Below are 23,877 nucleotides of genomic sequence, written 5' to 3'. Positions count from 1 at the left end.
ATGACGTAAAAGATAGATTCTATCTTCGTCAGACGAGTAAAAGGGTTAATCATGGCTTCTATTTCTGTTCTAGGTATCGGTTCTGGTATGGACCTAAACGGTCTGCTCGATCAGCTGAAAGCGGCTGAGCGGCAGAAGTTGCAACCTATTGTGCAACAGAAACAAGTTAACCAAGCAAAGATTTCCGGTTACGGCAAAATTGAGAGTGCGCTGAGTGCATTTCAAGATGCCGTTAAGAAACTCAACGACCCGGCGACTTTTCGTGGCGTGCAAAGCTCGGTTGCGGGTAGCTCTGTTCTTGCGGCAGCAAGTTCTAGTGCGCCGACAGGAAGCTATGCCGTTAATGTTACCAGTCGTGCGCAATCGTATAGCATCGCCACTCAAGGGGTTGCCGATAAAGCTGCGCAACTGGGCGGCGGCATGGTGTCGTTCACCTTTGGTAACGGCGAAACGCTTGATATTGAGATTGACCCAACTCGTAGCTCATTAGAACAAGTTCGTGATGCGATTAACCGCGCCAACGGTGGCGTGCAAGCTTCGATCGTGAACGATGGTAGTGCTGAGCCGCACCGCTTGGTGTTCAGTTCGACCACAACAGGCACCGACGCAGGTATTACGTCGATAGACTTTACCGGTGATTTAGCTGCGGCCATGCCAGCCATGGACACGGCCACTGAGATTCAAGCGCAAAACGCATCGCTGACCGTGAATGGTATCGGTATTACCAGTCAGACTAACCGAGTTGAAGGTGCGATTCAGGGAGTTACCCTGGACTTACAAGAAGTAGGTGCGTCAACGGTCGAAGTTGGGCGCGATTCTGAACTGACCGAAACGGCTGTTAAAGATTTCGTAAAGGCTTACAACAACCTGCAGTCCACTATGGCAGACTTGACGCGCTTCGGTGGTGAGGGTGGCGTCAGTGGCCAATTACTAGGTGACCCAGCGCTTCGGACTATTCAACAGCGTTTGCGGAATGTCATGGCAGGCGGAGTCGAAGACGGCGCCATGCGGATGCTGCGTGATGCGGGCATTGAATTAGAAATAGATGGCAAGTTAAAGCTCGACGAAAGCAAGTTGTCTGAACTGACAGCTAACCGCATGGTTGATTTACAGAATTTCTTTGCTGGTGCGAACACTGCCGGTGGATTGAGTGGCGCGTTGAACACGTCGATTGAGCAATTACTCCGTGACGATGGCCCACTGAAGAATAGTAAAAGCGGCCTTGAAGCCAATAATCGTCGTTTAGATGACCGCTTTTTTCGTATGGAAGAAAGTATCGACAAGTCCATTGAACGCTACCGAACGCAGTTCGCGCAGCTCGATAGCATGGTGGCACGCATGAATTCCACAAGTGCGTACCTGATGCAGCAGTTCGATATTATGAACGCCCAACTGGCTCGGAAGTAACGGAGGAATAACCTGATGTATGCAATGCGCGGTGCGGCCGCTTATGGTCGAGTGAGTGTAGAGAGCAACGTGCTTTCAGCGAGTCCTCATCAGTTAATTTCGATGCTTTTCGATGGCGCTCAGAGCGCAATTCGGGCGGCTAAGCTACATATGGCGAACGGCAACGTCGAAGAAAAAGGCAAGTCGATTGGTAAGGCTCTGGACATTGTGACGATGGGCTTGCTTGCTGCTCTCGATAAAGAGAAAGGCGGAGAGTTGGCAGAGCGGTTGGAAAGTATTTATGAGTATGTGGCGACCTTGTTGTTAAAAGCAAACGCGCGCAACGACGAGAAGCTACTCGACGAAGCTGCGCAATTGCTCAATGAAATTGGTTCGGCATGGAAGGAAATTGGTCAGCAAGCTGCTGCGGCACAGGGAGCGTAAGCATGGGCGCGCGCGCACATTTAAAACCAGTAATGGATGGAGGCGATGTGATAGAGTCTTATCAGCGCTTATTAAAGTTTTCAAACAGTATGCTTGCGCATGCGCGTAAAGATGACTGGGCCGCTCTTATTGAGAGCGAGATGGTGTATGTAGCAGAAGTTGAAAAGCTGCAGAACTACGAAATTGATGCCATGCTCGACGAGGGTCAGCAGGAACAGAAACTTGAATTGCTTGAACAATTGCTTGAGCAAGACAAGGAAATTCGCGAGCGCTTATTGGCGCGTCGGCAGGAATTAGAAAAGCTAATTTCGTCGGCTTCGCAAAAGAAGAAGGTTGAGGACGCGTACTTGTCGTCTTAAACCGGGTATCGCAACAAGGGGGTTCTAATGAGTGGCATTACACCGTTGTTAGACACCTTGTTGCATCAAGTGCTTGGCCCGAAAGGCGATATTTCGGCGCAAAAGCAGTTGAACCAACCTGTACGCAACGTCGAACCAGGCGAAGGCCCCCGAGCTCTACAAAGTGACTCCCGCACCGATTCCCGTCCTAACTCTCAGGCTCATGCAATTCTCAGCCAAGGCAAATATGCCGATACGCGGTTACGTGGGCAAGTTCCGCCACCTCCCGCAACACCAAGCTCTGCTGCGACTACATCGGCACAACTGCATTTAACGCAAACCGGTCGCACGATTGCTGAAATTATCGGCCAGTACCCGGCGTTAGCCAAAGCCGTGGTGGCGAAAGCACCATTAATCACGACAGCAGAAAATCCAACGTCACAGTTACTCGGAGTGCGTTTACAGCAGGCGGTGCAGCAAAGCGGTTTGTTTTACGAGCATGCCTTAAAGCAATGGTATCGTGGGCAATTACCGCGTGAGCAACTGGCTTTGCAACCGCAGGCGTTAGCCTTGCCACAATCACCGACCCAGACCGAAGCCAAAGTCATCGCGGAAAGTTTACAAACTACCGTGCGGCAACAGTTAGAAATGCTTGCGCAGCCAACGTTACGTTGGGAAGGCGATTTGTGGTCTGGGCTTTTTCTTGCACTAACGGTCACCATTTTGCAGCGTCGCGACGAAAGTCGTGATGAGAATAATGAAGAGCAACGCAAACGCCAAAATGAACGCGGCTGGAAGACCGAAATGGTGCTCGACGTGCAAAAACTAGGACCGTTGCGGCTTGCGTTTCAACTCAAGAATAATTGTCTCGACCTTCAGTTTACTGCTGAGGAAACGATTATCGACCAGCTTGAAGCTCACGAGGAGTCGTTACGCAAACGCATGCAGCGGCTTGGCCTCGATGAAGTGCAAATTCGTACGACCATCGAAGAGGTTGTTGTGAGCAAAACAGTTGCGGACTCGAGCAGTGGTTTTGACGACGAATCGAGTCATTTGCCAGCTTCAGTAGCAACGGAGGCAAGCCATGAGTGACGAGAAAAAACGTCGCAGCGCCGTGGCACTTCGTTATTTTGCTGGAACGGATGGTGACTCGCAGCATAGCCAAATTCTTGCCCAAGGCTACGGTGATTTTGCCGAGCGCATTGTCGCTGAAGCGGCAGCCCACGATATTTATTGTCACAACGCGCCGGAGTTAGTCGCACTTTTAATGCAATTGAACCCGGACGAATACCTACCTGACTCTTTGACCCAGATCATCGCCGAGCTCGTGCTTTGGCTCTATGATGTCGCCGAAAATCATCCCGAGCGGTGATGATTTTTCACGCTGTTGGTTAATCACTTACAATTCTGGCTATAGACAAGAGCGAATTAACCCTCCATGATGACTAAAAATAATAGTTAAGACGATATCTGCTCATAATTTAATACACTTTTGGTGAATAATTGATCACCGATCATCAAGTACTTAGCGATCGATCGGGGATCATTTACATAGTTAGGGGTTTCCCCCTAAATATCTTTCGTCTATATTACTATATAAAGTAATCGTAAAGATGAAAAAAAGTCATCAAATTACTGGTAAGGGAGCTGAGCACGTGACCGAGCCAGTAATACAAAATAATAAAAATAAATACTGATTGCGGTTGTCCTCCGCTCGGAGATTCGAGGAGATAGGGTTGTGTCATTTGCGAAAACATTGGAAGAGTTCCAAGAATTAAACGTGGCTTACTTGTTTTTAATGCAGCGGATGTTAGCCGAAGACCGTGAAGCAGCGATGTTTCGGTTGAAGTTAACCGCTGAAATTGCTGACTTGTTTGAGTCTTTGTCTGTTCGCGAGATTAGTTGGTTAGCCGCTCAGGGGCAGTTCATCATGCGTCCTTGTGCTGAAAACGCCCAACAGCTCGAAGCGATTTTGCGCAATAAGCGTGAAACCGGCCTGACTGAAACGCACCTAGCTATGTTAATGGCTGCAACTCGATAAGACTGAACGTAATTATGTCTGAGAAAAAGTTATTAGAAGAAATGAACGAGGTTAAGCTAGCTATCGAGTTAATCGAGCTGGGTGCCCGTTTACAAGTATTAGAATCTGAAGTAGCCCTGAACCGCGGGCGTCTTGTGCGTTTGTACAAAGAAGTTCGCGGTGAATCCCCCCCAAAAGGTTTGTTGCCGTTCTCAACTGACTGGTTTATGACCTGGTTGCCGAACGTGCATTCGTCGCTGTTCTATTCGATTTATCGACAGCTGCGCGAAGATCAAGGTATCGACCGCATGCCAGCCTTTACGAAGGCCTATCGTTTATACAACGAGCATGTTGAAAGTACTGGCGGCGAGCAAGTGCTCGGTTTAACACGCGCTTGGACACTGTTGCGCTTTTTTGAAAGCAATATGTTTCAGTTAAGTAAGTGCAAGTGTTGTGAGCTTGAGTTTGTCAACCATGCCCATACGCCAGACGAGAATTACCAATGCGGCATTTGTAATCCGCCGTCGCGCGCTGGAAAGCCGGGTCCGGAAAAGAAAAAAGCACGTAAAAGTAAGCAAGAATCTGTGATTTAGTCATTAAGTTTTACCGCCACTGGCCGATAACCCCAGTAGATGCAGCCTGACAGTGTTTGCGAGCAGGCGATGATAAGAAGGGGTTCCATGTGTTAGTAGCGCTCGGGTTTTTAATAGTCACGTTTTCTGTATTTGGCGGCTTCGTGTTTGCCGGTGGTAGCCTCGGCCCGCTCTGGCAACCGTTCGAGATTCTGATGATCGGCGGTGCAGGCGTTGGTGCATTCATTGCAGCGAACAATGGCAAAGCGATTAAAGCGACCTTTAACGTCACCAAAAAGTTAAAAGCCAGCACCAAATACAATAAAGAAGTTTACATGGAGCTGATGTCTCTGTTGTACAAACTCCTCAACAAAATGCGCCGCGACGGTATGTTAGCCGTAGAGCGCGATATCGAAGCACCTGACGAAAGTCCAATCTTTAATGAGCATCCTATCATTCTCGAAGACGAGATGATGCGCGACTTCCTGACTGATTATCTGCGTTTAATGATTAGTGGCAACATGGATCCGCATGAGCTCGACGAACTGATGTTGCACGAAATTGAAACCTTTGAAACCGAAGCACACGTGCCCGCCGATGCGATTTTCAAAGTCGGTGATGCCATGCCTGCATTCGGAATCGTTGCTGCGGTACTTGGGGTAGTAAAAGCGCTGATGACCGCCGATGCGCCACCTGATGTCATGGGTCAAATGATTGCTCACGCACTAATTGGTACCTTCCTTGGTATTTTGATGGGTTACGGTTTTATTAACCCATTGGCTAGCCGTGTTGAACGCCAAGTGGCAGAAGCAGTAAAAACACTCCAATGTATTCGGGTCACGTTACTCGCGAGCATGGGTGGTTATGCGCCGCAACTTGCCGTCGAATTTGGACGTAAAGCCTTGCATACCGTAGAACGTCCAAGCTTTAACGAACTTGAAGACCACGTTCGTGGCAATAACCAAGCTGCGGAATAACGGGTATGGCAGATAACGACCGTCGCCCCATTGTCATTCGCCGCAAAAAGGTGGTTCACAAGCACCATGGTGGCTCGTGGAAAATAGCCTTAGCGGATTTTATGACGGCTTTAATGGCGCTGTTTTTGGTCATGTGGATATTATCCATGGCCAGCGATGAACAGCGCCAAGGGGTGTCAGAGTACTTCCGTGCGCCTTTAGCCGTGGCTATGGCGGGCGGTGACCGGATGACTTCTGCCAGCAATGTCATTCATGGTGGTGGTCCAGACCCGATGCATGCGGAAGGTGAACAAGCGCGTATAGATTATCGTATGGAAACACGCCCCGCCGACGTCCGTCGTCACTTCCAAAATATTCAGCGACAAATTGAGCAAGCGATTCAAGAAGATCCAGTCTTGCGCCAACTACGCCCGCAATTGCGTCTTGATTTAACCCGCGAAGGTTTACGTATTCAGTTGATGGACACCGAGCAGCGGCCGATGTTTGAAGTGGGCAGTGCCAAAGTTGCGCCCTATATGGAACGCTTGTTGCGTACACTTGCTCCAATTATCAACCAAGTCGAGAATAAGCTGACGATTACTGGCCACACCGATAGCTTGCCTTATGCAGACGGTTATTCTGGTTACAGTAACTGGGAGCTTTCTGCGGATCGAGCCAACGCATCGCGTCGTGAGCTGATCGCCGGCGGCCTAGAGCCAGACAAACTAATTTCGATTTCTGGTGTGGCCGATCGCATTCCATTAACCGGCGTAGAGCCACGTGACCCGATGAACCGTCGCATTACGTTAGTCTTGCATACCCAGCAGTCGGCGGAATTTATTCAACGCCAGGGACTATTGCCGGGTGACGAAGAAGCTTTCCAACAGTTACTTGAGTCTGAGCTTGATGAAGCGACATTAGAAGGCAGCATGAGTCAGTTTTTCCTCTAAAACACCTCCTTTCGATTGAAAAGCGCCCCTAAACCGGCGCTTTTTTTCCATTCAAAATCATTTGCGCTCTGCGACAATAGCAGCTAACTCCCGAATAGTGCCTGAGCAAGAGCGAGCATGGCTGAGCAAAGTACAAGCGACGATTCCGAAAAAACAGAACCCGCCACACCCCGAAGGTTGCAAAAAGCTCGGGAAGAAGGCCAGGTTGCTCGATCGCGCGAACTTACCACCTTTGTGCTTTTGCTTGGCGGGCTGATTGGTCTTTGGGGCATGGGGTCGGTGCTGTATTCACAAGTTGGCTTTGTGATGGAACAGTCATTTTTGTTTGAGCGGCAACAAGCCTTTGAAGTGGGTCCCATGCTCATGAATGTGCTGTTGTTGGCGCGCACGGCATTACTAGCGTTGATGCCCTTGTTCATGTTGATGGTTGTCTTGGCTTTAGTGGCACCGGCGTTACTTGGCGGTTGGGTGGTTTCTGCGAAAGGCATGAAGCCACAATTGTCGAAATTAAACCCGGCGAAAGGGTTAAAGCGAATCTTTTCGAGTCAGGCCTTAGCGGAACTTGGCAAGGCGATTGCGAAAACGTTGCTGGTAGGTGGTGTTTTGGTGGTCTTCTTAATGTCGCGCCACGGTGAGTACATGAACTTAATGCAGCAGCCGGTGCAGCAAGCGCTTGCAAATGCATTGCAGCTGGCGGCGCAAGCGGCATTGTTAATGGTACTGACGCTGATCGTCGTGGTGTTGATTGACGTGCCATACCAGCTGTACAGCCATGCAAAAAAACTGAAGATGACCAAAGACGAAGTGAAGCGGGAGCACAAAGAAACCGAAGGTGACCCGCATGTCAAAGCGCGAATTCGTCAGCAGCAACAAGCCATGTCGCGCAACCGGATGATGTCGAAAGTACCCGAAGCGAACGTTGTTATTACGAACCCGACGCATTACGCGGTGGCATTGCAGTATGACGAGCTCAGCATGAGTGCGCCGCGTGTTGTGGCTAAAGGTGCTGATGCTGTGGCTGCGAAAATTCGAGAATTAGCGAGCGAGCACCAAGTGCCAATGCTCGAAGCGCCGGCCTTAGCGCGGGCTCTGTACTTTAATGTGGATTTAGATCGGGAAATTCCCGGAACTCTGTATACTGCGGTCGCTGAAGTATTGGCTTGGGCATTCCGTTTGAAACAAGTGAAAAGTGGTCGCGGCGAAGTTCCGCCGAAACCAAAGGCGTTAGATGTACCGAAACAGATGTCGGAAGGCAAAGTGCATCCACGCCAGCAGGAGGATAGCGAATGAAAGGTTTCCAGCTGACCCTGGGACAATTAAGCAAATCACTCGACGGGCGCATGCAGCTGTTCATCGGGCCTGTTTTGATCCTGCTGATCTTGGCCATGATGGTCTTACCATTGCCGCCATTTGTGCTCGATATGTTGTTTACTTTCAATATCGCCTTAGCCCTGATGGTTTTGTTAGTCAGCATGTTTGCCGAAAAGCCGCTCGACTTCGCTGCTTTCCCAGCAGTTTTGCTCTTCACCACCTTGTTGCGATTGTCGTTAAACGTGGCCTCGACGCGTGTGGTATTGATTGAAGGTCACAATGGTGGCGATGCTGCTGGTAAGGTTATTGAATCGTTTGGCCAGTTCTTAGTCGGCGGTAATTTCGCTGTCGGTTTGGTGGTCTTCCTGATCCTCGTTATTATCAACTTCATGGTTATCACCAAGGGTGCGGGCCGGATTGCTGAAGTTGGTGCGCGCTTTATGCTCGACGCTATGCCCGGCAAGCAAATGGCGATTGACGCCGACTTAAACGCGGGTCTGATTGGTGAAGAAGAAGCTAAACGTCGTCGCCAAGAAGTTGCCCAAGAAGCTGATTTTTACGGTTCAATGGACGGTGCTAGTAAGTTCGTTCGCGGTGATGCGGTTGCTGGCTTGGTGATCATGGTGGTGAATATCATCGGTGGTTTGATGATAGGTACCATGCAGCACGACTTGAGTTTCTCACAAGCGAGTCATACCTACATTCTGTTGGCAATTGGTGACGGTCTTGTTGCGCAAATTCCAGCGTTAGTGATTTCTACCGCGGCAGGTGTCACGGTGTCGCGGGTCAACACCGAGCAAGATGTTGGCGCGCAAATGGTCAGCCAGCTGTTCGTGAACCCGAAAGTCATGATTCTTGCGGCCTGTGTGATTGGCTTGCTCGGTATGGTGCCGGGTATGCCAAATTTTGTGTTCTTGTTATTCACTGCTGGTTTAGGCTTTATGGCTTGGCAGCTGATGAAGAAACAAAAACTAGCAGCGGCTGCGGCAGCGCACGTGGAAAAGCCGCCGGTGGCGCAATTTGAATCCCCGGAAGCCACCTGGGCCGATGTTCAGTTAGTTGATACCTTAGGGATGGAAGTTGGGCATCGTCTCATTTCGTTGGTCGACGACCGTCAACAAGGCGAACTACTTGGTCGCATTAAGAGTGTGCGGAAAAAATTTGCTCAAGACGTCGGCTTCTTGCCGCCGGTGGTGCATATTCGCGACAACCTTGAACTGAACCCGAACACCTATGTGATTACGCTGAAAGGTGGCGAGGTTGGTCGTGCAGAAATTTACCCGGAGAAATGGTTAGCGATTAACCCGGGGCAAATTACCGGTGAAGTTCAGGGTATTGCGACGACAGACCCGGCCTTTGGCCTCGAGGCCGTTTGGATTGATGCAAGTGAGCGCGAGCATGCACAAATTTATGGCTACACAGTGGTCGATGCGAGCACTGTGGTGGCGACACATTTGAACCACTTACTGCAGCGCTTTGCCAGTGAATTGCTGGGTCGCCAAGAAGTTCAACAGTTGGTGGACAAGTTGGCTGAAGAGAATAAAGCCTTGGTTGAAGACGTGGTACCGAAGTGCGCAACGCTCACCGTTCTGCAACGTATTTTGCAAAACTTGCTCGACGAGGAAGTTTCTATTCGCGACATGCGCACCATTTTTGATACCCTTGCAGAGTTTGAAGGGCAGAATGTTGATGCTCACGAGTTAACGGCGCAGGTGCGTTTAGCTTTGGGTCGGGCGATTACCCAGAAATGGTTCGGTGGCGCCAAAGAGTTGCATGTGATTGGCTTAGACGTGCGCCTAGAGAACGTCTTAATGCAGGCAATGACCAGTGGCGGCGCTCTTGAGCCGGGCTTAGCGGCAACGCTACAACGTGAGTCTGCGAATGCGTTGCAAATGCAAGAAAACATGGGCGAGCCGCCAGTGCTCGTGGTCCAACACAGCTTGCGACCGTTAATTGCGAATTTCTTGCGTCGTCAACTGCGTTATTTAGTGGTGATGTCGCAGGCGGAGATTCCGGATGACCGGACGATGAAAATTACCGCCATGATTGGAGAGAGTAAATGAGTGTAAGGCGCTTTGTAGCGGCCAACAACCGAGAAGCTATGAAGCAAGTGCGTGATGCACTTGGCGCAGATGCCTTGATTTTGTCGTCGAAGGCGACGGAGGACGGCTATGAAATTCTGGCCATGGTCGAGGAAGAGCTCGAAGAAAAAGTCGCCGAAGTCGATGCGCCACCACAAGATTTTGCCGCTCTTGCCCAGCGTTTACTGCATGAAGTGAATGACATGCGGCGGATGCTGCAAAACGGGCAAGCAACAGGCAAGGCAGCGGCGAGCAGCTCAGCTATGTCCTCTGCTAGAACCGCGCCAAAGCATGCGGTGCAAGAGCTCGCGGCAATTATGCAACATGCGGGTTTTTCAACTCAGCTGATTCGTGAATTAGTTGGTCAAATTTCGCCGCTCGAACGTGATGTGCGTAGTTGGCTGCAACGTGAACTACAACAGCGTTTACTGCAACCTGAATTTCCTGCTGAATTATTTCAGGACGGTGTCTTGGCCTTAGTCGGTCCAACGGGTGTTGGCAAAACCACCACAACTGCGAAACTAGCTGCAAATTACGTCATGCAGTTTGGTTCCGACTCGCTGCTTTTAGTCACGACCGATAATTACCGGGTTGCCGCGCGCGAACAGTTAAAAGTTTATGCAGGCCTGCTCGATGTTGACATGTATGCGTTGGAAGAAGGTGAGTCACTCGACAAGCTCGCGGAACAGATTAAAGGCAAACGCTTGGTGTTAATCGACACCATCGGCATGAGTCAGCGCGACCAGCGCTTAACGAATCGGATTGCTGAACTGCAAGCAACAAAGGCCGAGGATGTGCCGTCGACGCGGTTAGTTTTGTTGTTGAATACGGCCAGTCAGCTCGGCACTCTAAATGAGACGGTTGAGCGCTTTCAAGCCTCAGCCCGTGCGGCCGGCAATCAAATTCGTGACTGTATTCTGTCGAAAGTTGATGAGTCGGTCTGTTTAGGTGCGGCGCTCGATGTTGTGATTCGTCATGGCCTGACCGTTCACTTTGTTGCCAACGGCCAACGAGTGCCGGAAGATCTTGAGCTAGTCGATCCAGCCCAGCTCGTTGCACAAGCGTTACCAGAGCTGAGCGCGGAAGACCTCGACTTCAGCCAATGGCTGCAAAGTTTTATGCCAGCGTCGACGGTGCAACCTGCACAACGGACATTACAAACGCAGGGCCAGACGGTTTCGCACATTTATCAGCAACTGAGTCAGTTGTTACCGGGTTTCTCTGCGCTCGAATCGCTTTGGCAACTCAGTGAGCAGTCGCCGCACGAGCAAGCTGCGTTGTATCAACGTTGGCTGCATCAGGCTCACGAATGTATGGCTAAGGTGCAAGCGAACGCAATTCTTTGGATTCAAGACAAGCCGGTCAGTGGGCGCAATTGGCGATTACCGAATCTTGCGCTTGGTAGCGACGCTGAACTGTTACCTTTGCCACTTACCGAACAATTGAGCCCAGTGCACTATGCGCAGGCGCTCGAGTTAAAGCGCCATGTGTTTGCGAGCTTGCCCGCAAACGAGACGTTACATGAGCTTGCTGCCCAGCATCAACATTGGCTTGCGGTACTCAATCGTAATCATCGGGTTTGGCATGAAAGCAGCGATGGTTGGCTACGCCAGTCGGTGTTGCAACTGCGCGACACGTTAGAGCCGATGCCGCGTCAAGCGATTCGCTATCGTGGCGAAGCCGCACATTTACATTTGCAACGTGGGCATGTGCGCTTGCAGCAGGAAGACTTTGCGGTTGAATTGGTTTATGGTGAAGTTCGACTCGATGGCAAGAAGACTGTGATCGTTCGCCGCTTTTGGGTGCTGCCTGCGGGTTTAACCGAAGCCACACAGCTGAGTTTAATTCGCCAGCAATTGTTGAGTGATGAAATCGCTAGCTTAACGCGTTTTGTGCAAGGTCAGTTGACCCCAGAAGATCTGCAGAATATGCCAGTTGACGTTGCCACGATGCTAGCGACAACGTTAGCTGCGACGGCTTTGTATCTTGAGCAAAGTCGCGAACCGGAAGCGGGCGTGCTGCGGGGCCGACTGTTTGCCTTAGCTGGCAAGCGCGGTAAAGCGAATGCGCGTAAATTAGCTCAAGGTGTTCTACAGTTATTTAGAACCAGTGCCGCTTTGCGAGTGATGTCGTTAGGTGCCAGTAATCAACAAGAGGTGGCTTCGTGAACGCAGCAGTAGGCGATGATCAAGCAGCAGGATTGCGGCAGTGGGCCGGGAAGCAGAAACGTCGTGAAACAACCGAGCCTGCGACAGCAGATGTCGCATCAGCGGCGGGTGAAGGCAAAAGTATAGGGACCAAGCAGACGCTAGTGGTGGTTGGTTTGCCGAGTGCTAGTTATGAAAACTCGCAATGTGTTGTTGAGCAGCTCGAGCGCTACGCCGCTGCCGGTAAGCAGTGGGTCGGTGACCCGCAGCAATGGGACATCGTGGTGGCCGAAATGGCACGCCAACCGTTGCAGCAACTCGCGGCTGAGTGTCAGCGTTGGGTTTTGTGGGTTGAACCGGACATCAATGGTTTTCAACGCGCTTATTATGGGTTAAAAACGTTACAACAAGCTGGAGCACCAAAGCGTGTATTGCTCATGCATCCGCCAATTGCGTCAAGTCGCGGCTTGATCACTAACGTAGAAGGCGTTGCGGAACGATTTTTTGGTACCCAATTAATTCGAGTGCAGGTGCCGCATGACATGGCATCGACAGTCAATGAATCCTAACTTAACGAGTCAGGAGCATTCTAGGTAGGCATGTATACGGCTCAAGGAAAATTGAATCGCGAATCAGTGGTTCGACAATATTACCCGACTGTTCGGCGGCAAGCGCTGTCGCTGCAGGTGCGCTTGCCTGCGGGCGTTGATATTGATGATTTGATTCAAGCGGGCCTAGAGGGTTTGCTCGATGCTTTAGGGCGCTTCGACCCGCAGGCCGGCGTCGCGTTTTCGACGTTTGCCCACCAACGGATTCGCGGTGCGATGATTGACGAATTGCGTTCGCGCGATTGGTTGCCGCGCAGTGTCCGGCGCACCGCACGTGAGGTGGAAGCCGCCGTACACAAATTGCAGCAGCAGCTTGGTCGACCGCCGGAAGAGCGAGAGATCGCTGGTGCGCTTAGCATGGAGCTTGAGGACTACCGCAAGGTTCTACTCGATACCAATAATGGTTTGGTGCTGTCCTACGACGACGTTGTGACCGAACAAGACGAACCGCATGCCGGCGATGACGAGCAATGGTCGCCGGCCGATGCACTGTTTAGTGGCGAGCGTAAAGCCCTAGTGGCGAAAGCGATTGGCGCCTTGCCAGAAAAAGAAAAGCTGGTCATGGCTTTGTATTACCAAGAAGAATTAAACCTGAAAGAGATTGGTGCGGTTCTCGACGTCAGTGAGTCGCGGGTGTCGCAATTACATTCGCAGGCGATTAAGCGCATTCGTGCGGTGGTTTTAGCGGACGACCTGTAATTTGTACATAGCAAAGATTTGAGCAAAAAGAAAAGCGCCGGTAAGGCGCTTTCTTGATCGGGCTAACTATCGTTTACTCAGCTTGGCGTTTTAGTTCACTCGCTGAAAGCTGGTATTGCGATAATAGTTTGTCGGGTAAATGCCAACTTGAGTGAGCACCGGGCGTAATGTCCAAGTCACTTCGAGAGTTGCTGCATTGCCGTCACGATCACGGGTGAAATGTACGAACTTTTCCCGTTGTGCACGATTGCGATAAGACGCCCGCCAGGTGTCATGATGCCAGTGCTCAAGGTCGAGAATCGATACACCATCGTCCCAAAAATGTAGCGCCAAGCCACCATTCTCGGTAGCGAAAACTTCTACCTCGCCATACTGTGCATCGTGATAGCGGCCAAGTAGTTGTTCGTGACTAAGGCTTGGCTTTGTGCCGGTTTGGCGAGCGGCGTGAATGGCTTCGCGTTCTGCCATGGCCGCGTCATAACTACGTTGGTAGCGAGCTAGCATGTCGGCCGACCAGTCGCGCCGTTCAAGGCCAGCAATGCGGTCGATAATGTCGTTGGCGACGGCAACTTGGTAACTTGAGAATGTATTTGTTACCACCACGATACCGAGATCAAGTTCCGGTACAAGTACGAGGTTGGTATTGAAGCCGTCAGTTGCACCACCGTGTTGGCTGCGTTGTAAGCCCCGATAGTTATCGAGCGTCCAGCCTAAACCATAGGCACGAATGGGTTCGCTGCGGTCACCGCGTCCGGTCGCAATTTGCGGATGGTGCATTTCGCGCATCACTGCTTCACTCAGTAAGCGTTGGCCCTGATAAACCCCGGGCTCGCCAAGTTGCAAGCGAATCCACTGCGCCATGTCATTGACGCTGGTATTCACCGACGCAGAAGCGCCAACATTGTCAAAATTGCGACGTTGAATTTCGACTAATTCGCCGTCTATCCATTGGTGTGGCCAGGCGATATTGGCGTCGTTCGCAGCAAATTGGGTAATTGAGGTGTTTGAGCGTTGCATGTTTAACGGTTTAAACAAACGCTCAGCCATGAACTCGTCCCAACTCATGCCACTAATAGCGGCAACGACTTCACCTGCGACTGAGTACATGACGTTGCTGTAGACATAGCGTGAACGAAATGGCGCTTCGAATTCGTGGTGGCGCATGGCTTCAATCACGGTTCTGCGGTCAGCGGTTGGCATGAACTGCAAGCGATTACCGGTCATGCGACCGACGCCGACCCGGTGAGTTAGCAAATCACGAATGGTGACTTCGCGGGTAACCCATGGGTCCGCGAGTTGGAACCATGGTAAGTAATCAATGACTTTATCGTCCCAGTCGAGTTTTCCTTCGTCGACTAACATTGCCAGCGCTGCGGCGGTCATGGCTTTGGTGGTCGAGGCCACACCAAAAAGAGTGTCCGCATTCACGGCAGCGGCTTCGCTCTGGCGTAACACACCATAACCTTCAGCATGAATCACTTGATCGCGATGAACAATGGCGACGGCCATACCGGGCACACCCCAATCTTGCCGGCCTTGTTCAATTTGTTCGTTTAACCCTGCCAAAGCGTCAGTACTAGCACTAGCCTGAGTAACTTGTGCAGAAATGGCAGTTGCTGGCGTTGTGCTGGCTGCAGAGCTTGCAGCTGGGCTTGCACATGCAGCTTGAGTGCTCGCGACTAATACACCCGCGATTAATATCGAAATCGTTTTGAATCGTAGCATGACATTATCCTTTTTCTTTTCCGCTAGCCTATCACATTGTGGACCGTAGCCGGAATGCCATTCCAGCTACGGTCCCTGCCGGGCGCGCACAATGAGGAATTAGAGGCGGTAGCGGAAGCCGACTTCGAGGATGACGCTGCGGCCCCAGCGGGTTTCGAGCTCGGCTTTAAGTTCGCGCATGGACGCTTCGTCGAGTGGCTGGCTGCCAATGGTGTCGGCGCGCAGGTAAATTGCATGACGACGAGCATTGACTTCTATATTGGTGAATTCGATGCGTTGATTTTGGTAAACAAACTCGAAAGAGCTAATGTCGCGCTCAATCCGATAGTTTTGATAAATAGACGAAAAAGCAAATGCCAATGGAATGGTGATAATGCCAACCGACACTAATGTCACGATTAAGCCTTTGCGTGCGCGTTTTACTGGCGCATAGCCGAGCACTAAGAAGGTTAATGCGGCGGCACCGGCAATGCCGACGAGGTTGGTCGCAAGCAGCAGTCCTGCACCCCAAATCATACTGATACTGCCCCAGCCTAAACCGATACCCGCAACACAGAGTGGCGGTACGAGAGCAACGGCAATGGCAACACCGGGTAGGCTACGCATGACGCTAGCGCGAGCATAGGCATATGCACCGGCGATACCACAAGCGATTGCAACACCGAGGTCGAGCAAGGTCGGTTGCAAGCGCCCAGCAATTTCTGGGGTGATTTCTTTCACGGGCACGAGCATGGCCAGCGACGCTGAAACCAGTAGCCCAAGCACCACGCCAATGCCAATGGTTTGCAATGCTTGCGTAGTAAGTGAGCGGTCACTTCGGAGCAGTCCCATAGCGACTGCAACAATAGGGGCCATGAGCGGAGCAAGAACCATGGCGCCGATGATCACGGCTGTGCTACTTAAGAACAAACCGAGTGTGGCAACCACCGAGCTGAGAATCATTAACGCAATGTAGTGAGGATGTGCAACCGCACTGTCTCGAACCTGCAAAAAGAGTTCGCGAAAGTCTTCTTCAAGAGCATGCGTAAACAAAGGCAAATGCCGCGTGATCATGGAGATTCGTTCTTCGTTATGCGGCAAATTATCAGTGCGCATGGTGTCTTTGTTATCGTCGATGGGCTCATGAAAATCATGATACTCATCGCTCATATTAATGCGCACAGCACGCGGGTACATTTCCAGTTCGACGGTGTCGGTTTTGCGCAAACGACCGTCTAAAACAACTCGGACAGGCTTCGGTGTGGTTAATGTCAGCCGCTTGGTTTTGATATAGCCAATGCAGCTCGGTAATTTACGTTGATTCTTGCGCCGCAAAAGCGAGCCGAACAGAAATTCCAGGTACTGCACAACCGACTTTGGTGCGATGGCAACACAAGAAACCCGATTATCTTGTACTGAAATGGTGGTGTCGAGTAGCCGCGCGGCTGCCGAGTAGATGTCATTTTCAATCGCGACCATGCCGGAAATAGCGGTGTGTAATTCTTTTTTCTCAGTCGTTATGGTGACCGGGAATACGCTAATCGTGAATAGGTTACGGATACTTCGCCACAGCAGCGCAAGCCAATACATGGCATAACGCCAAGGCGACTGTTCGCGTTGCAGCCAAGTGCTGCTGCGCTGGTTGACGAACGGTGTATTACCAATGGTCACCGAGCCCAGCACAACTTCGTTGTTGCAACGTAAAATGTCGATGGCTTCCGGGTCGTCTTCGAGCGCTAGGCGAATCGCTGCTTCGGTGTCTTTCGGCAAGCTAAACCAGGTTGCCAACGGCCCGCCTTGAATCAAAGGCACAAAACCGAGTGACAAGTTCAAGGTTTTCGCAATATCGATAAACTGGTGGGCCGTTTGGTCGGTCACCAAGGCGACGACATGGTCAGCTTGATCGCTAAACATGCCCGGCGTGGCCAAAAATTCGTCGAGAGGCACGTCGATCAATTTGATATTATGTGTCAACGCAAAGGTATGAATTTTTTCAAGCAGTGCAAACTGGTCAGCGGGATACACGACCAGTGCCTTTTCCATAAATGCCATAGAATCAATCCAACAGTGAGATTAGCTATGGTTATAGCGCAGACAAGCACGACAATAAAGCGCTTTCAGGTTAATCTATGCGGCAGACAGAGAGTTACAAGGAGCTCACGTGCTGAGTTATCAACATGGTTACCATGCCGGCAATGCTGCCGATGTACACAAACATTTAATTTTGCTCGCGACTATTTTGCGCATGCAGCAAAAGTCGAGCGCCATTCATTATTTCGATACCCATGCCGGCAAGGGCATGTACGATTTGCGCGATGCACAAGCGCAAAAAACTGGGGAATATTTGCACGGCGTGCAACTGGCTCTGAACTTAAGGGATGATCTGGCGACACAACCACAGTGGCAGCATTATTTCTCGGCATTGGCGGCAGTCAATCAGGGCGATGACAACACACTTGAGTTTTATCCTGGCTCTCCAGCTTTGGTTGCAGACTTAACTCGCGAGCAAGACCGCCACACGGTATTTGAGTTGCATCCGCAAGAGCATCAATTATTAACCGCACAAGAGTCTCGACAAACCGGTTATGTCATATACGGTGATGGCCTGCAGGGCATCTTGCAGCAGCTGCCACCAAAAACGCCGCGGCTGTTGGCATTGATCGACCCAGCGTATGAAAATAAAGACGAATACGCTGCGGTGGCAACAACCGTAAGCAAAATCATGCAGCGTTGTCGTCATGCTGTCGTATTAGTTTGGTATCCCTTATTGCCTGCTGCGCGCCACGAAGAGCTTTTGCAACGACTCGCGACGGAACTACAACAGCCGATATTGCAAAGTGAATTCCATTACAAAGCCATGAGTGGCGAACGTGGCATGTATGGGTCAGGGATGTTGGTGATTAATCCGCCATGGCAAATTGAAGCCGAAATTGAAACATTGTTGGCGCCTTTGTTACCGGCTTATGCACCGATTTATGGTGCACCAGCGCAGCTTCAGCAAACCTGGTTACGCAAAGAAAACGACTAAAAACGGACAGCAATATGAAGAAGTATCAAGTGATGTTGGCGGCATTAGCCGCTGCAGTATTAGCCGCTTGTGGTGGTCAATCACCAACGGCTGAGCCGATTGCCGCGGGTACGCAAGTGCAAGTGCGAATCATGGAAACAACCGATTTGCATGCTTATATGGTCGGCTATGATTATTTTCGTCAGCAGCCAACGGCAAGCTATGGTTTAGCCCATACAGCAGCGCTCATTCATGCCGCCCGCGCCGAACAGCCGAATAATTTTTTGGTCGACAACGGTGACTTAATTCAAGGCTCGGCACTGGGTGACTGGGTTGCTGCCCAAGGCAGCGCATACGTTGATCAGTATCGCCATCCGATTATGCGGGCGTTTAACTACTTACAATACGATGTTGGTAACTTAGGTAACCATGAGTTTAACTTTGGCCTTGAATTCCTTGAGAGCACAATCGCAGGCGCCGATTTTCCCTATGTGAGTGCCAACGTATTTTGGGCTGATTCGGCAGAAAATGCAGGGAAACAATCTCAGGGTTGGGATAATCCGTTGGTTGAACCCTATGTGATTGTGCGCAAAGAACTGGTTGCTGACGATGGTACCCTGGTACCTGTTCATGTCGGTTTTATTGGCTTCTTGCCACCGCAAATTATGCGTTGGGACCAACAACACCTCGAGGGACAAGTGCGGGTGCGCGATATGGTGGCGGCCGCCGAATATTATGTGCCGAAGATGCGTGCGCAGGGCGCCGATTTAGTTGTCGCTATCCCTCACTCTGGTTTACGACTGTACGACACGTACCCCGAATTCGCTGAACAAGCAACCTACCAACTTGCCGGTGTCAGTGGCTTAGATGCGCTGATGTTCGGTCATCAGCATCAATTATTTCCGGGCTCAGCGGCCTATGATGATTTACCTGAAGTCGACAACGAACGCGGTTTCGTCCGCGGCGTACCGGCTGTATCTCCGGGTTATTGGGGTGACTACCTTGGTATTATCGATTTCCATTTAGAATACGATGGTACTGCGTGGTCAGTGATCAATAGTCAGGTCGAAGTGCGCCCCATTAGCGAAGCAAAAGACACCCGACTTGAAGCAATGATGGCCGCAGAACACGAGGCAACAGTGGCCATGCTTAATGAGCCTTTGGGCGAACTCGAAACCGCAGTCACGAGTTTGTTTGGCCGCATCCGCCCAGGCTCAGCCGTGCAGATGATCAATGATGCACAACGTTGGTTTGCAGAAGGATTACAAGCCACGGGCGAATTGCCAAGTGACTTACCGCTATTGAGTGCAGCCGCGCCGTTTCGCAATGGATTCCAAAGTGCTGACGATTACACCATGATCGCTGCAGGAGAATTCACTTTGGGCAGTCTCGTCGACCTCTACGTGTATCCGAATACCTTGCAAGTGGTCGAGTTAACAGGGGCCCAGCTCATTGAATGGTTAGAAATGTCGGCATTGGCATACCGTACCATTCGTGCAAACGAAGCAGAAGCGCAGGAGTTATTCAGCCGCTACCCAAGTTTCAATTTCGACGTGATCGATGGCTTGTCCTATCGCTTTGATCTTTCACAACCTCCGCGTTACTCAAATCAAGGTAAATTAATAAATACGCAATCCCGTCGCGTACATGACGTGCGTTATCAGGGCGAGCCAATTGATCTGGAACGTAAGTTTTTAGTGGCCGTGAATAACTATCGAGCGGGTGGCGGTGGTAACTTCCCTGGGCTTGATGGTCGTTCAATTGTCTACTCGACAGGCGAAGAAGTGCGCCAAGTCATTGCTGCTTACGCAAGAGCTAAGACATTGGAAAATAATGGAAATCTTGCGGTAGCAGTGGCGGATAATTGGTCTTTAAAATTGCCCGAAGGAGCAACCGTTCGCTTCCGTGGTAACGGGTCAGAACTTGCCGCAGAAGAAGCACAAAAAATTCCCGGATTGCGAGAAGTTCGCCGAGGTGATGATGGTTTTGTTTGGTATGAACTAAACGTTCAGCCTTAACTGCCGATAAATCCTTCGATGGGTGGCGTGAGGGTTTCCACGCAATTTCCTGAAAAATGCAGAAAATTAAAGGGTTCACGTTGATCTTCAAGGCGCAAATGTTATACTCCGAAGTGGCGTGCATGTTATTAAGTTATTGAATGCATCGAGTAGCGCGGTACATTTGTTGCGCAGATATCGTTAAGTTTTGGTAAAACAGTGGCAAAAATTCACTGTCGCGCCAGAATAAGGGTTTACTACCCCCCCAAGCCTCCCGGGTAAGTGGAGCGGCTAAAAGGAAAGAAGGATATACCCTTATGAAAAAATTTGTCGGAATCGCACTACCTGCAGTGATTGCTGGTCTGCTTGCAGTTAGCCCACAAGCAGCTGCAGATGACGGTTACTATGCTGGAACGGAAGATATCTCAGTAGGCTTGCGTTTACACCTTACCAAGTACAGCAATAAGCGTTTTCATGTCGACGGCATGGGCAACTTAACGCCGTTCAGTGGCAGCCTACAGAGCCCTCAGCCAGGTTTAGAAATTCAGGTTCCTTTGACGAAGCGTTTTGCTGTTCGTTCATACTATGACTACGTAGACGTTGAAACTGATAACGCACAAAACAAAGGCTATGGCCGCATGATGGGTTCAGACGTTTTGTTTTTTGCTAATCACAACTGGTATTTCGGTTTAGGTATTAATCAAACCAAAGTACAAGAGCATCGTGATCGCATGGTTCGCGGAACCTTAGGTTACCGTCATGAAATTTCTGACCGTTTGTTCTTAAAAGCAGAATATGCGGCGCAAACAAAGTCAGATTTTAACGACCAATCGTTTATCTTAGGTATGGCTTACACCTTCGGTAACAGTGGCCCGTTGTTTGACAACACACGCGATCGTCGCCGTGCAGAGCAAGTCGTTGAAGAGCCAACAGAAGACCGCACTACCGATACAGATGGTGACGGCGTTCCAGATTACCGTGACGAGTGTCCAAACACGCCACGTGGCCATGTTGTCGATAGCCGCGGCTGTACTGTGTACACCACTCAGCAGGTTTCTGAAGAATTACGCGTTGGTTTCGCATTTGACTCAGCTCGAGTCACAAGCGATTACCAAGGTGATATCCGTCGCTTAGCTGACTTCATGAAAGAGCACCCAGACACACAAGTCGTTTTACACGGCCACACCGACTTAATCGGTACTGCCGAGTACAACCAGCGCTTGTCAGAGCGTCGTGCTGCAGCGGTACGTGACATCCTTGTCAACGAGCATGGTATTGCACGTAGCCGTGTACAAACTCGCGGCCACGGTATGAGCCAGCCAGTTGTGAACGAAATTAGCTTACCAGCTAACGCTCGCAACCGTCGTACTGAAGCGCGTTTGTCAGTAGAAATTCGAGTTCCACAAACTCGTTAATTCTAAATTGACGCACAAATCAAAAATCCCTCGCTCCGGCGGGGGATTTTTTTTTGCATTTTTTATCTCGACTGTGCATTAATAAAAGCCCATTCCAAATAAAAAGAACAACAATGGAAAAACATGCTTCTCGATTTCGAGCCTTAGGCCCGGGTTTACTGATGGCGACTGCCGCCATTGGTGGTTCGCACCTAGTCGCCTCAACGCAAGCTGGCGCGTTGTTTGGCTGGCAGCTTTTCGGACTGATCATTTTAATTAACGTGCTGAAATATCCGTTCTTTCGCTTTGCTGTGGATTACACCATGAATCAGCGCGAAAGCTTGGTGCATGGGTACTTTCGCCAAGGTCGCAGCTACCTTGTTATTTTTACGGTACTAGCAGTTGTTGCCGCCATCGTGAACACCGCAGGGGTGTTGTTACTAACAGCAAATCTACTGAAGTTTATGCTGCCCGGTAATCTAGATATTGTGGTGGTGAGCGCCTTACTTGTGCTGGGTTGCGTGCTCTTTCTTTTGCTTGGGGAATACCGTTCGCTCGACCTACTTGCCCGAGTCATGATGGTCGTGCTGTCGCTTTTAACCGTTGCTGCGGTGCTTTACGCTCTTGTCCAACTTGGGCCGCAGGGGAATGTACCAACTGACTATGTTAGCCCATCGCCGTGGAATTTCGCTGCCTTGGCATTCTTGGTCGCGATGATGGGGTGGATGCCTGCGCCCATCGAAATCTCGGTGATTAACTCAATTTGGTTGCAAGAGAAACGTCGCGTTGTGCCCTTGTCACGGCGTGGTGGCCTGTTCGACTTCAATGTTGGCTTTTGGGCAACTGCGGCTTTGGCACTTTGCTTTTTGGCGCTCGGTGCGTTAATTCAACACGGATCAGATCAAGAAATTGCCATGGGTAGCAGTGCCTTTGCGGAGCAGTTGGTTGGCATGTATGCAGCTAGCCTTGGTGAATGGACGCGCTGGCTGGTGATACTCGTCGCCTTCTTTTGTATGTTTGGCACGACACTGACTGTCCTCGACGGTTATGCGCGAGGACTGCATATTGCGACACAGCTACTTTGGCAGGGCAAAACGACCGATCGAGTGCATGGTTACAGCACAATCTTGCTCATGCAAGCGCTCGCTGGCCTAGGTATTATCGCTTTCTTCCGTGGTGCACTTGCACCCATGTTAGCGTTTGCGATGACCGCCGCATTCTTAACGACACCGCTATTCGCTTGGTTAAATTTCGTACTAGCGCGGCGAGCGGCAACACCACAACAAAAAACCACGAAGAAATATAAACTTTTGCATGGTTGGGCATGGCTTGGCCTCATTTACCTGGTCGGTTTCGCCGCCTTCTACCTCGCTTGGCTGCTCTTCTGGCGATGACTAAGTAGCTGAAACACCGCATTAGGGACCGTAGCTGGAATGGCATTCCAGCTACGGTCCCTAATGAGTTTTATTTGCTGTGCTAGTATGAGACGCTGTAAATTATTGGAATTCACATTGTTAACTAGGGATTTAAGACATGAATAAGTTCATGCATTGGCTGTATTTGGTGATTATTTCTGTATTGGTGATTTTGCTTTGGCAAAGTCGCGACAATGCAGTACCTGCTGAAGATACGGTAGAAATCGAAGAGGTTGTGGTCACCCAGTCAGATGACGAAGCGCGGAAGATGATCGGCTACTTGGAGGCTCTAGTTGCTGAACTGCAGGCCGAGAACCGTTCGCTGACTTTGATGCTGACGGAGCGCCTAGAAGCGCAAGCCGCCGCGCGGGCACCCGCGGAGCCAGAGCCAGAGTTAGAGCTGGACTCGGAACTTGATGTGCAGTCAGCAGCGGACGAAGCGACGAACAACCGTAATAACGAACGAGCGTTAGAGCGTGCTTTGCGCAATGCCGCCGACGGATTCTTAAGTGGGGACGATTTCGCACTACGTGCAGAACATGAGCCGGTTGACCCGAATTGGGCGTATCCGCTCGAGCAAAACCTGCAAGATTTGTTTATCACCGATGAGAGCTTGCGCGATTTCAATATCGACGAGCTGAAGTGTTACACAAGTTTCTGCGAACTGAAGGTGTCGAGTTTAGGCGACGCGCGATTCGACTCGAGCGCACTGCATCGTTCGATGCGCGATCAAGAATGGGCACCAACGAACATTCGTATGATGTCCTTGACCACATCAGAAGGCCGCAATGCAACGGTCTATTTCGATTTTAGTGGTGACGGCGATGAGCAGCCTTAATTTCCGACAC

General features: G+C 50.6%; 21 protein-coding genes. 19 read left to right on the top strand and 2 right to left on the bottom strand.

Features of this window, described 5'->3' with window-relative positions:
- Nucleotides 1-51: 51 nt before the first annotated feature.
- From fliD to CWE06_RS05540, 14 genes are all read left to right on the top strand, one after another.
- The gene (fliD, locus tag CWE06_RS05605; RefSeq protein WP_126792006.1) at nt 52-1,407 is read left to right on the top strand and encodes a flagellar filament capping protein FliD; all 1,356 of its coding nucleotides are present in this window, start codon (nt 52-54) and stop codon (nt 1,405-1,407) included.
- A 15-nt stretch (nt 1,408-1,422) separates the two neighbouring features.
- Nucleotides 1,423-1,830, top strand: coding sequence for a flagellar export chaperone FliS (fliS, locus tag CWE06_RS05600; RefSeq protein ID WP_198679050.1), 408 nt, complete (start codon nt 1,423-1,425; stop codon nt 1,828-1,830).
- Nucleotides 1,831-1,832: 2 nt separating this feature from the next.
- Nucleotides 1,833-2,189 carry a flagellar protein FliT gene (gene fliT / locus CWE06_RS05595; protein WP_157981142.1) on the top strand — a complete coding sequence of 119 codons (357 nt, stop codon included), beginning with the start codon at nt 1,833-1,835 and terminating at the stop codon, nt 2,187-2,189.
- Between the two features lie 27 nt (nt 2,190-2,216).
- Nucleotides 2,217-3,260 carry a flagellar hook-length control protein FliK gene (fliK, locus tag CWE06_RS05590; RefSeq protein WP_126792002.1) on the top strand — a complete coding sequence of 348 codons (1,044 nt, stop codon included), beginning with the start codon at nt 2,217-2,219 and terminating at the stop codon, nt 3,258-3,260.
- Complete coding sequence (locus CWE06_RS05585) at nt 3,253-3,540, top strand: EscU/YscU/HrcU family type III secretion system export apparatus switch protein (protein ID WP_126792000.1); 288 nt, start codon at nt 3,253-3,255, stop codon at nt 3,538-3,540. Before fliK ends, CWE06_RS05585 begins: the two co-directional genes overlap by 8 nt.
- 366 nt (nt 3,541-3,906) lie before the next feature.
- Nucleotides 3,907-4,209: a flagellar transcriptional regulator FlhD gene (locus CWE06_RS05580; protein ID WP_126791998.1), complete on the top strand. Its 303-nt coding sequence runs from the start codon at nt 3,907-3,909 to the stop codon at nt 4,207-4,209.
- Nucleotides 4,210-4,223: 14 nt separating this feature from the next.
- A complete protein-coding gene (gene flhC, locus CWE06_RS05575) occupies nt 4,224-4,781 on the top strand; it encodes a flagellar transcriptional regulator FlhC (protein WP_126791996.1) in 558 nt (185 codons plus the stop codon).
- 89 nt (nt 4,782-4,870) lie between these two features.
- On the top strand, nt 4,871-5,737 hold the full coding sequence (gene motA, locus CWE06_RS05570; RefSeq protein ID WP_126791994.1) for a flagellar motor stator protein MotA: 867 nt from the start codon (nt 4,871-4,873) through the stop codon (nt 5,735-5,737).
- A gap of 5 nt (nt 5,738-5,742) precedes the next feature.
- A complete protein-coding gene (motB, locus tag CWE06_RS05565) occupies nt 5,743-6,666 on the top strand; it encodes a flagellar motor protein MotB (protein WP_126791992.1) in 924 nt (307 codons plus the stop codon).
- Nucleotides 6,667-6,783: 117 nt separating this feature from the next.
- Nucleotides 6,784-7,956: a flagellar biosynthesis protein FlhB gene (gene flhB, locus CWE06_RS05560; RefSeq protein WP_126791990.1), complete on the top strand. Its 1,173-nt coding sequence runs from the start codon at nt 6,784-6,786 to the stop codon at nt 7,954-7,956.
- Nucleotides 7,953-10,040, top strand: a complete 2,088-nt coding sequence (gene flhA, locus CWE06_RS05555; protein WP_126791988.1) for a flagellar biosynthesis protein FlhA — start codon at nt 7,953-7,955, stop codon at nt 10,038-10,040. Before flhB ends, flhA begins: the two co-directional genes overlap by 4 nt.
- On the top strand, nt 10,037-12,226 hold the full coding sequence (flhF, locus tag CWE06_RS05550; protein ID WP_126791986.1) for a flagellar biosynthesis GTPase FlhF: 2,190 nt from the start codon (nt 10,037-10,039) through the stop codon (nt 12,224-12,226). The genes flhA and flhF overlap by 4 nt, the downstream gene beginning before the upstream one ends.
- Nucleotides 12,223-12,774, top strand: a complete 552-nt coding sequence (locus CWE06_RS05545) for a hypothetical protein (protein ID WP_126791985.1) — start codon at nt 12,223-12,225, stop codon at nt 12,772-12,774. The genes flhF and CWE06_RS05545 overlap by 4 nt, the downstream gene beginning before the upstream one ends.
- Nucleotides 12,775-12,804: 30 nt before the next feature.
- Entirely contained in the window at nt 12,805-13,512 is a 708-nt protein-coding gene (locus CWE06_RS05540; RefSeq protein ID WP_126791983.1) for an RNA polymerase sigma factor FliA, read from the top strand.
- 90 nt (nt 13,513-13,602) lie between these two features.
- On the opposite strand, the gene CWE06_RS05535 is transcribed toward CWE06_RS05540, so the two are convergent.
- Entirely contained in the window at nt 13,603-15,237 is a 1,635-nt protein-coding gene (locus CWE06_RS05535; protein ID WP_126791981.1) for a serine hydrolase, read from the bottom strand.
- 99 nt (nt 15,238-15,336) lie between these two features.
- Nucleotides 15,337-17,268: a DUF389 domain-containing protein gene (locus tag CWE06_RS05530; protein ID WP_126791979.1), complete on the bottom strand. Its 1,932-nt coding sequence runs from the start codon at nt 17,266-17,268 to the stop codon at nt 15,337-15,339.
- A 109-nt stretch (nt 17,269-17,377) separates the two neighbouring features.
- On the opposite strand from CWE06_RS05530, the gene CWE06_RS05525 reads away from it, so the two are divergent.
- The 5 genes from CWE06_RS05525 (at nt 17,378) to CWE06_RS05505 (ending at nt 23,867) form a co-directional block, all read left to right on the top strand.
- On the top strand, nt 17,378-18,244 hold the full coding sequence (locus tag CWE06_RS05525; protein WP_126791977.1) for a 23S rRNA (adenine(2030)-N(6))-methyltransferase RlmJ: 867 nt from the start codon (nt 17,378-17,380) through the stop codon (nt 18,242-18,244).
- A gap of 14 nt (nt 18,245-18,258) precedes the next feature.
- On the top strand, nt 18,259-20,241 hold the full coding sequence (locus tag CWE06_RS05520; RefSeq protein ID WP_126791975.1) for a bifunctional 2',3'-cyclic-nucleotide 2'-phosphodiesterase/3'-nucleotidase: 1,983 nt from the start codon (nt 18,259-18,261) through the stop codon (nt 20,239-20,241).
- A 296-nt stretch (nt 20,242-20,537) separates the two neighbouring features.
- Nucleotides 20,538-21,635: an OmpA family protein gene (locus tag CWE06_RS05515; RefSeq protein WP_126791973.1), complete on the top strand. Its 1,098-nt coding sequence runs from the start codon at nt 20,538-20,540 to the stop codon at nt 21,633-21,635.
- Nucleotides 21,636-21,748: 113 nt separating this feature from the next.
- On the top strand, nt 21,749-23,008 hold the full coding sequence (locus CWE06_RS05510) for an NRAMP family divalent metal transporter (RefSeq protein WP_126791971.1): 1,260 nt from the start codon (nt 21,749-21,751) through the stop codon (nt 23,006-23,008).
- 139 nt (nt 23,009-23,147) lie between these two features.
- Complete coding sequence (locus tag CWE06_RS05505) at nt 23,148-23,867, top strand: hypothetical protein (protein ID WP_126791970.1); 720 nt, start codon at nt 23,148-23,150, stop codon at nt 23,865-23,867.
- Nucleotides 23,868-23,877 lie beyond the last annotated feature (10 nt).

The organism is Aliidiomarina haloalkalitolerans (genome assembly GCF_003987315.1).
GTDB classification, from domain to species: domain Bacteria; phylum Pseudomonadota; class Gammaproteobacteria; order Enterobacterales; family Alteromonadaceae; genus Aliidiomarina; species Aliidiomarina haloalkalitolerans.
The sequence above is the reverse complement of the archived record's forward strand: the minus strand, read 5'-3'. Positions and strand labels throughout refer to the sequence as shown.

Bases quoted from the DNA above. Each gene is read 5' to 3' on its own strand.
- fliD (WP_126792006.1), top strand. From the start codon at position 52: ATGGCTTCTATTTCTGTTCTAGGTATCGGTTCTGGTATGGACCTAAAC.
- fliS (WP_198679050.1), top strand. From the start codon at position 1,423: ATGTATGCAATGCGCGGTGCGGCCGCTTATGGTCGAGTGAGTGTAGAG.
- fliT (WP_157981142.1), top strand. From the start codon at position 1,833: ATGGGCGCGCGCGCACATTTAAAACCAGTAATGGATGGAGGCGATGTG.
- fliK (WP_126792002.1), top strand. From the start codon at position 2,217: ATGAGTGGCATTACACCGTTGTTAGACACCTTGTTGCATCAAGTGCTT.
- CWE06_RS05585 (WP_126792000.1), top strand. From the start codon at position 3,253: ATGAGTGACGAGAAAAAACGTCGCAGCGCCGTGGCACTTCGTTATTTT.
- flhC (WP_126791996.1), top strand. From the start codon at position 4,224: ATGTCTGAGAAAAAGTTATTAGAAGAAATGAACGAGGTTAAGCTAGCT.
- motB (WP_126791992.1), top strand. From the start codon at position 5,743: ATGGCAGATAACGACCGTCGCCCCATTGTCATTCGCCGCAAAAAGGTG.
- flhB (WP_126791990.1), top strand. From the start codon at position 6,784: ATGGCTGAGCAAAGTACAAGCGACGATTCCGAAAAAACAGAACCCGCC.
- flhA (WP_126791988.1), top strand. From the start codon at position 7,953: ATGAAAGGTTTCCAGCTGACCCTGGGACAATTAAGCAAATCACTCGAC.
- flhF (WP_126791986.1), top strand. From the start codon at position 10,037: ATGAGTGTAAGGCGCTTTGTAGCGGCCAACAACCGAGAAGCTATGAAG.
- CWE06_RS05540 (WP_126791983.1), top strand. From the start codon at position 12,805: ATGTATACGGCTCAAGGAAAATTGAATCGCGAATCAGTGGTTCGACAA.
- CWE06_RS05535 (WP_126791981.1), bottom strand. From the start codon at position 15,237: ATGCTACGATTCAAAACGATTTCGATATTAATCGCGGGTGTATTAGTC.
- CWE06_RS05530 (WP_126791979.1), bottom strand. From the start codon at position 17,268: ATGGCATTTATGGAAAAGGCACTGGTCGTGTATCCCGCTGACCAGTTT.
- CWE06_RS05520 (WP_126791975.1), top strand. From the start codon at position 18,259: ATGAAGAAGTATCAAGTGATGTTGGCGGCATTAGCCGCTGCAGTATTA.
- CWE06_RS05515 (WP_126791973.1), top strand. From the start codon at position 20,538: ATGAAAAAATTTGTCGGAATCGCACTACCTGCAGTGATTGCTGGTCTG.
- CWE06_RS05510 (WP_126791971.1), top strand. From the start codon at position 21,749: ATGGAAAAACATGCTTCTCGATTTCGAGCCTTAGGCCCGGGTTTACTG.
- CWE06_RS05505 (WP_126791970.1), top strand. From the start codon at position 23,148: ATGAATAAGTTCATGCATTGGCTGTATTTGGTGATTATTTCTGTATTG.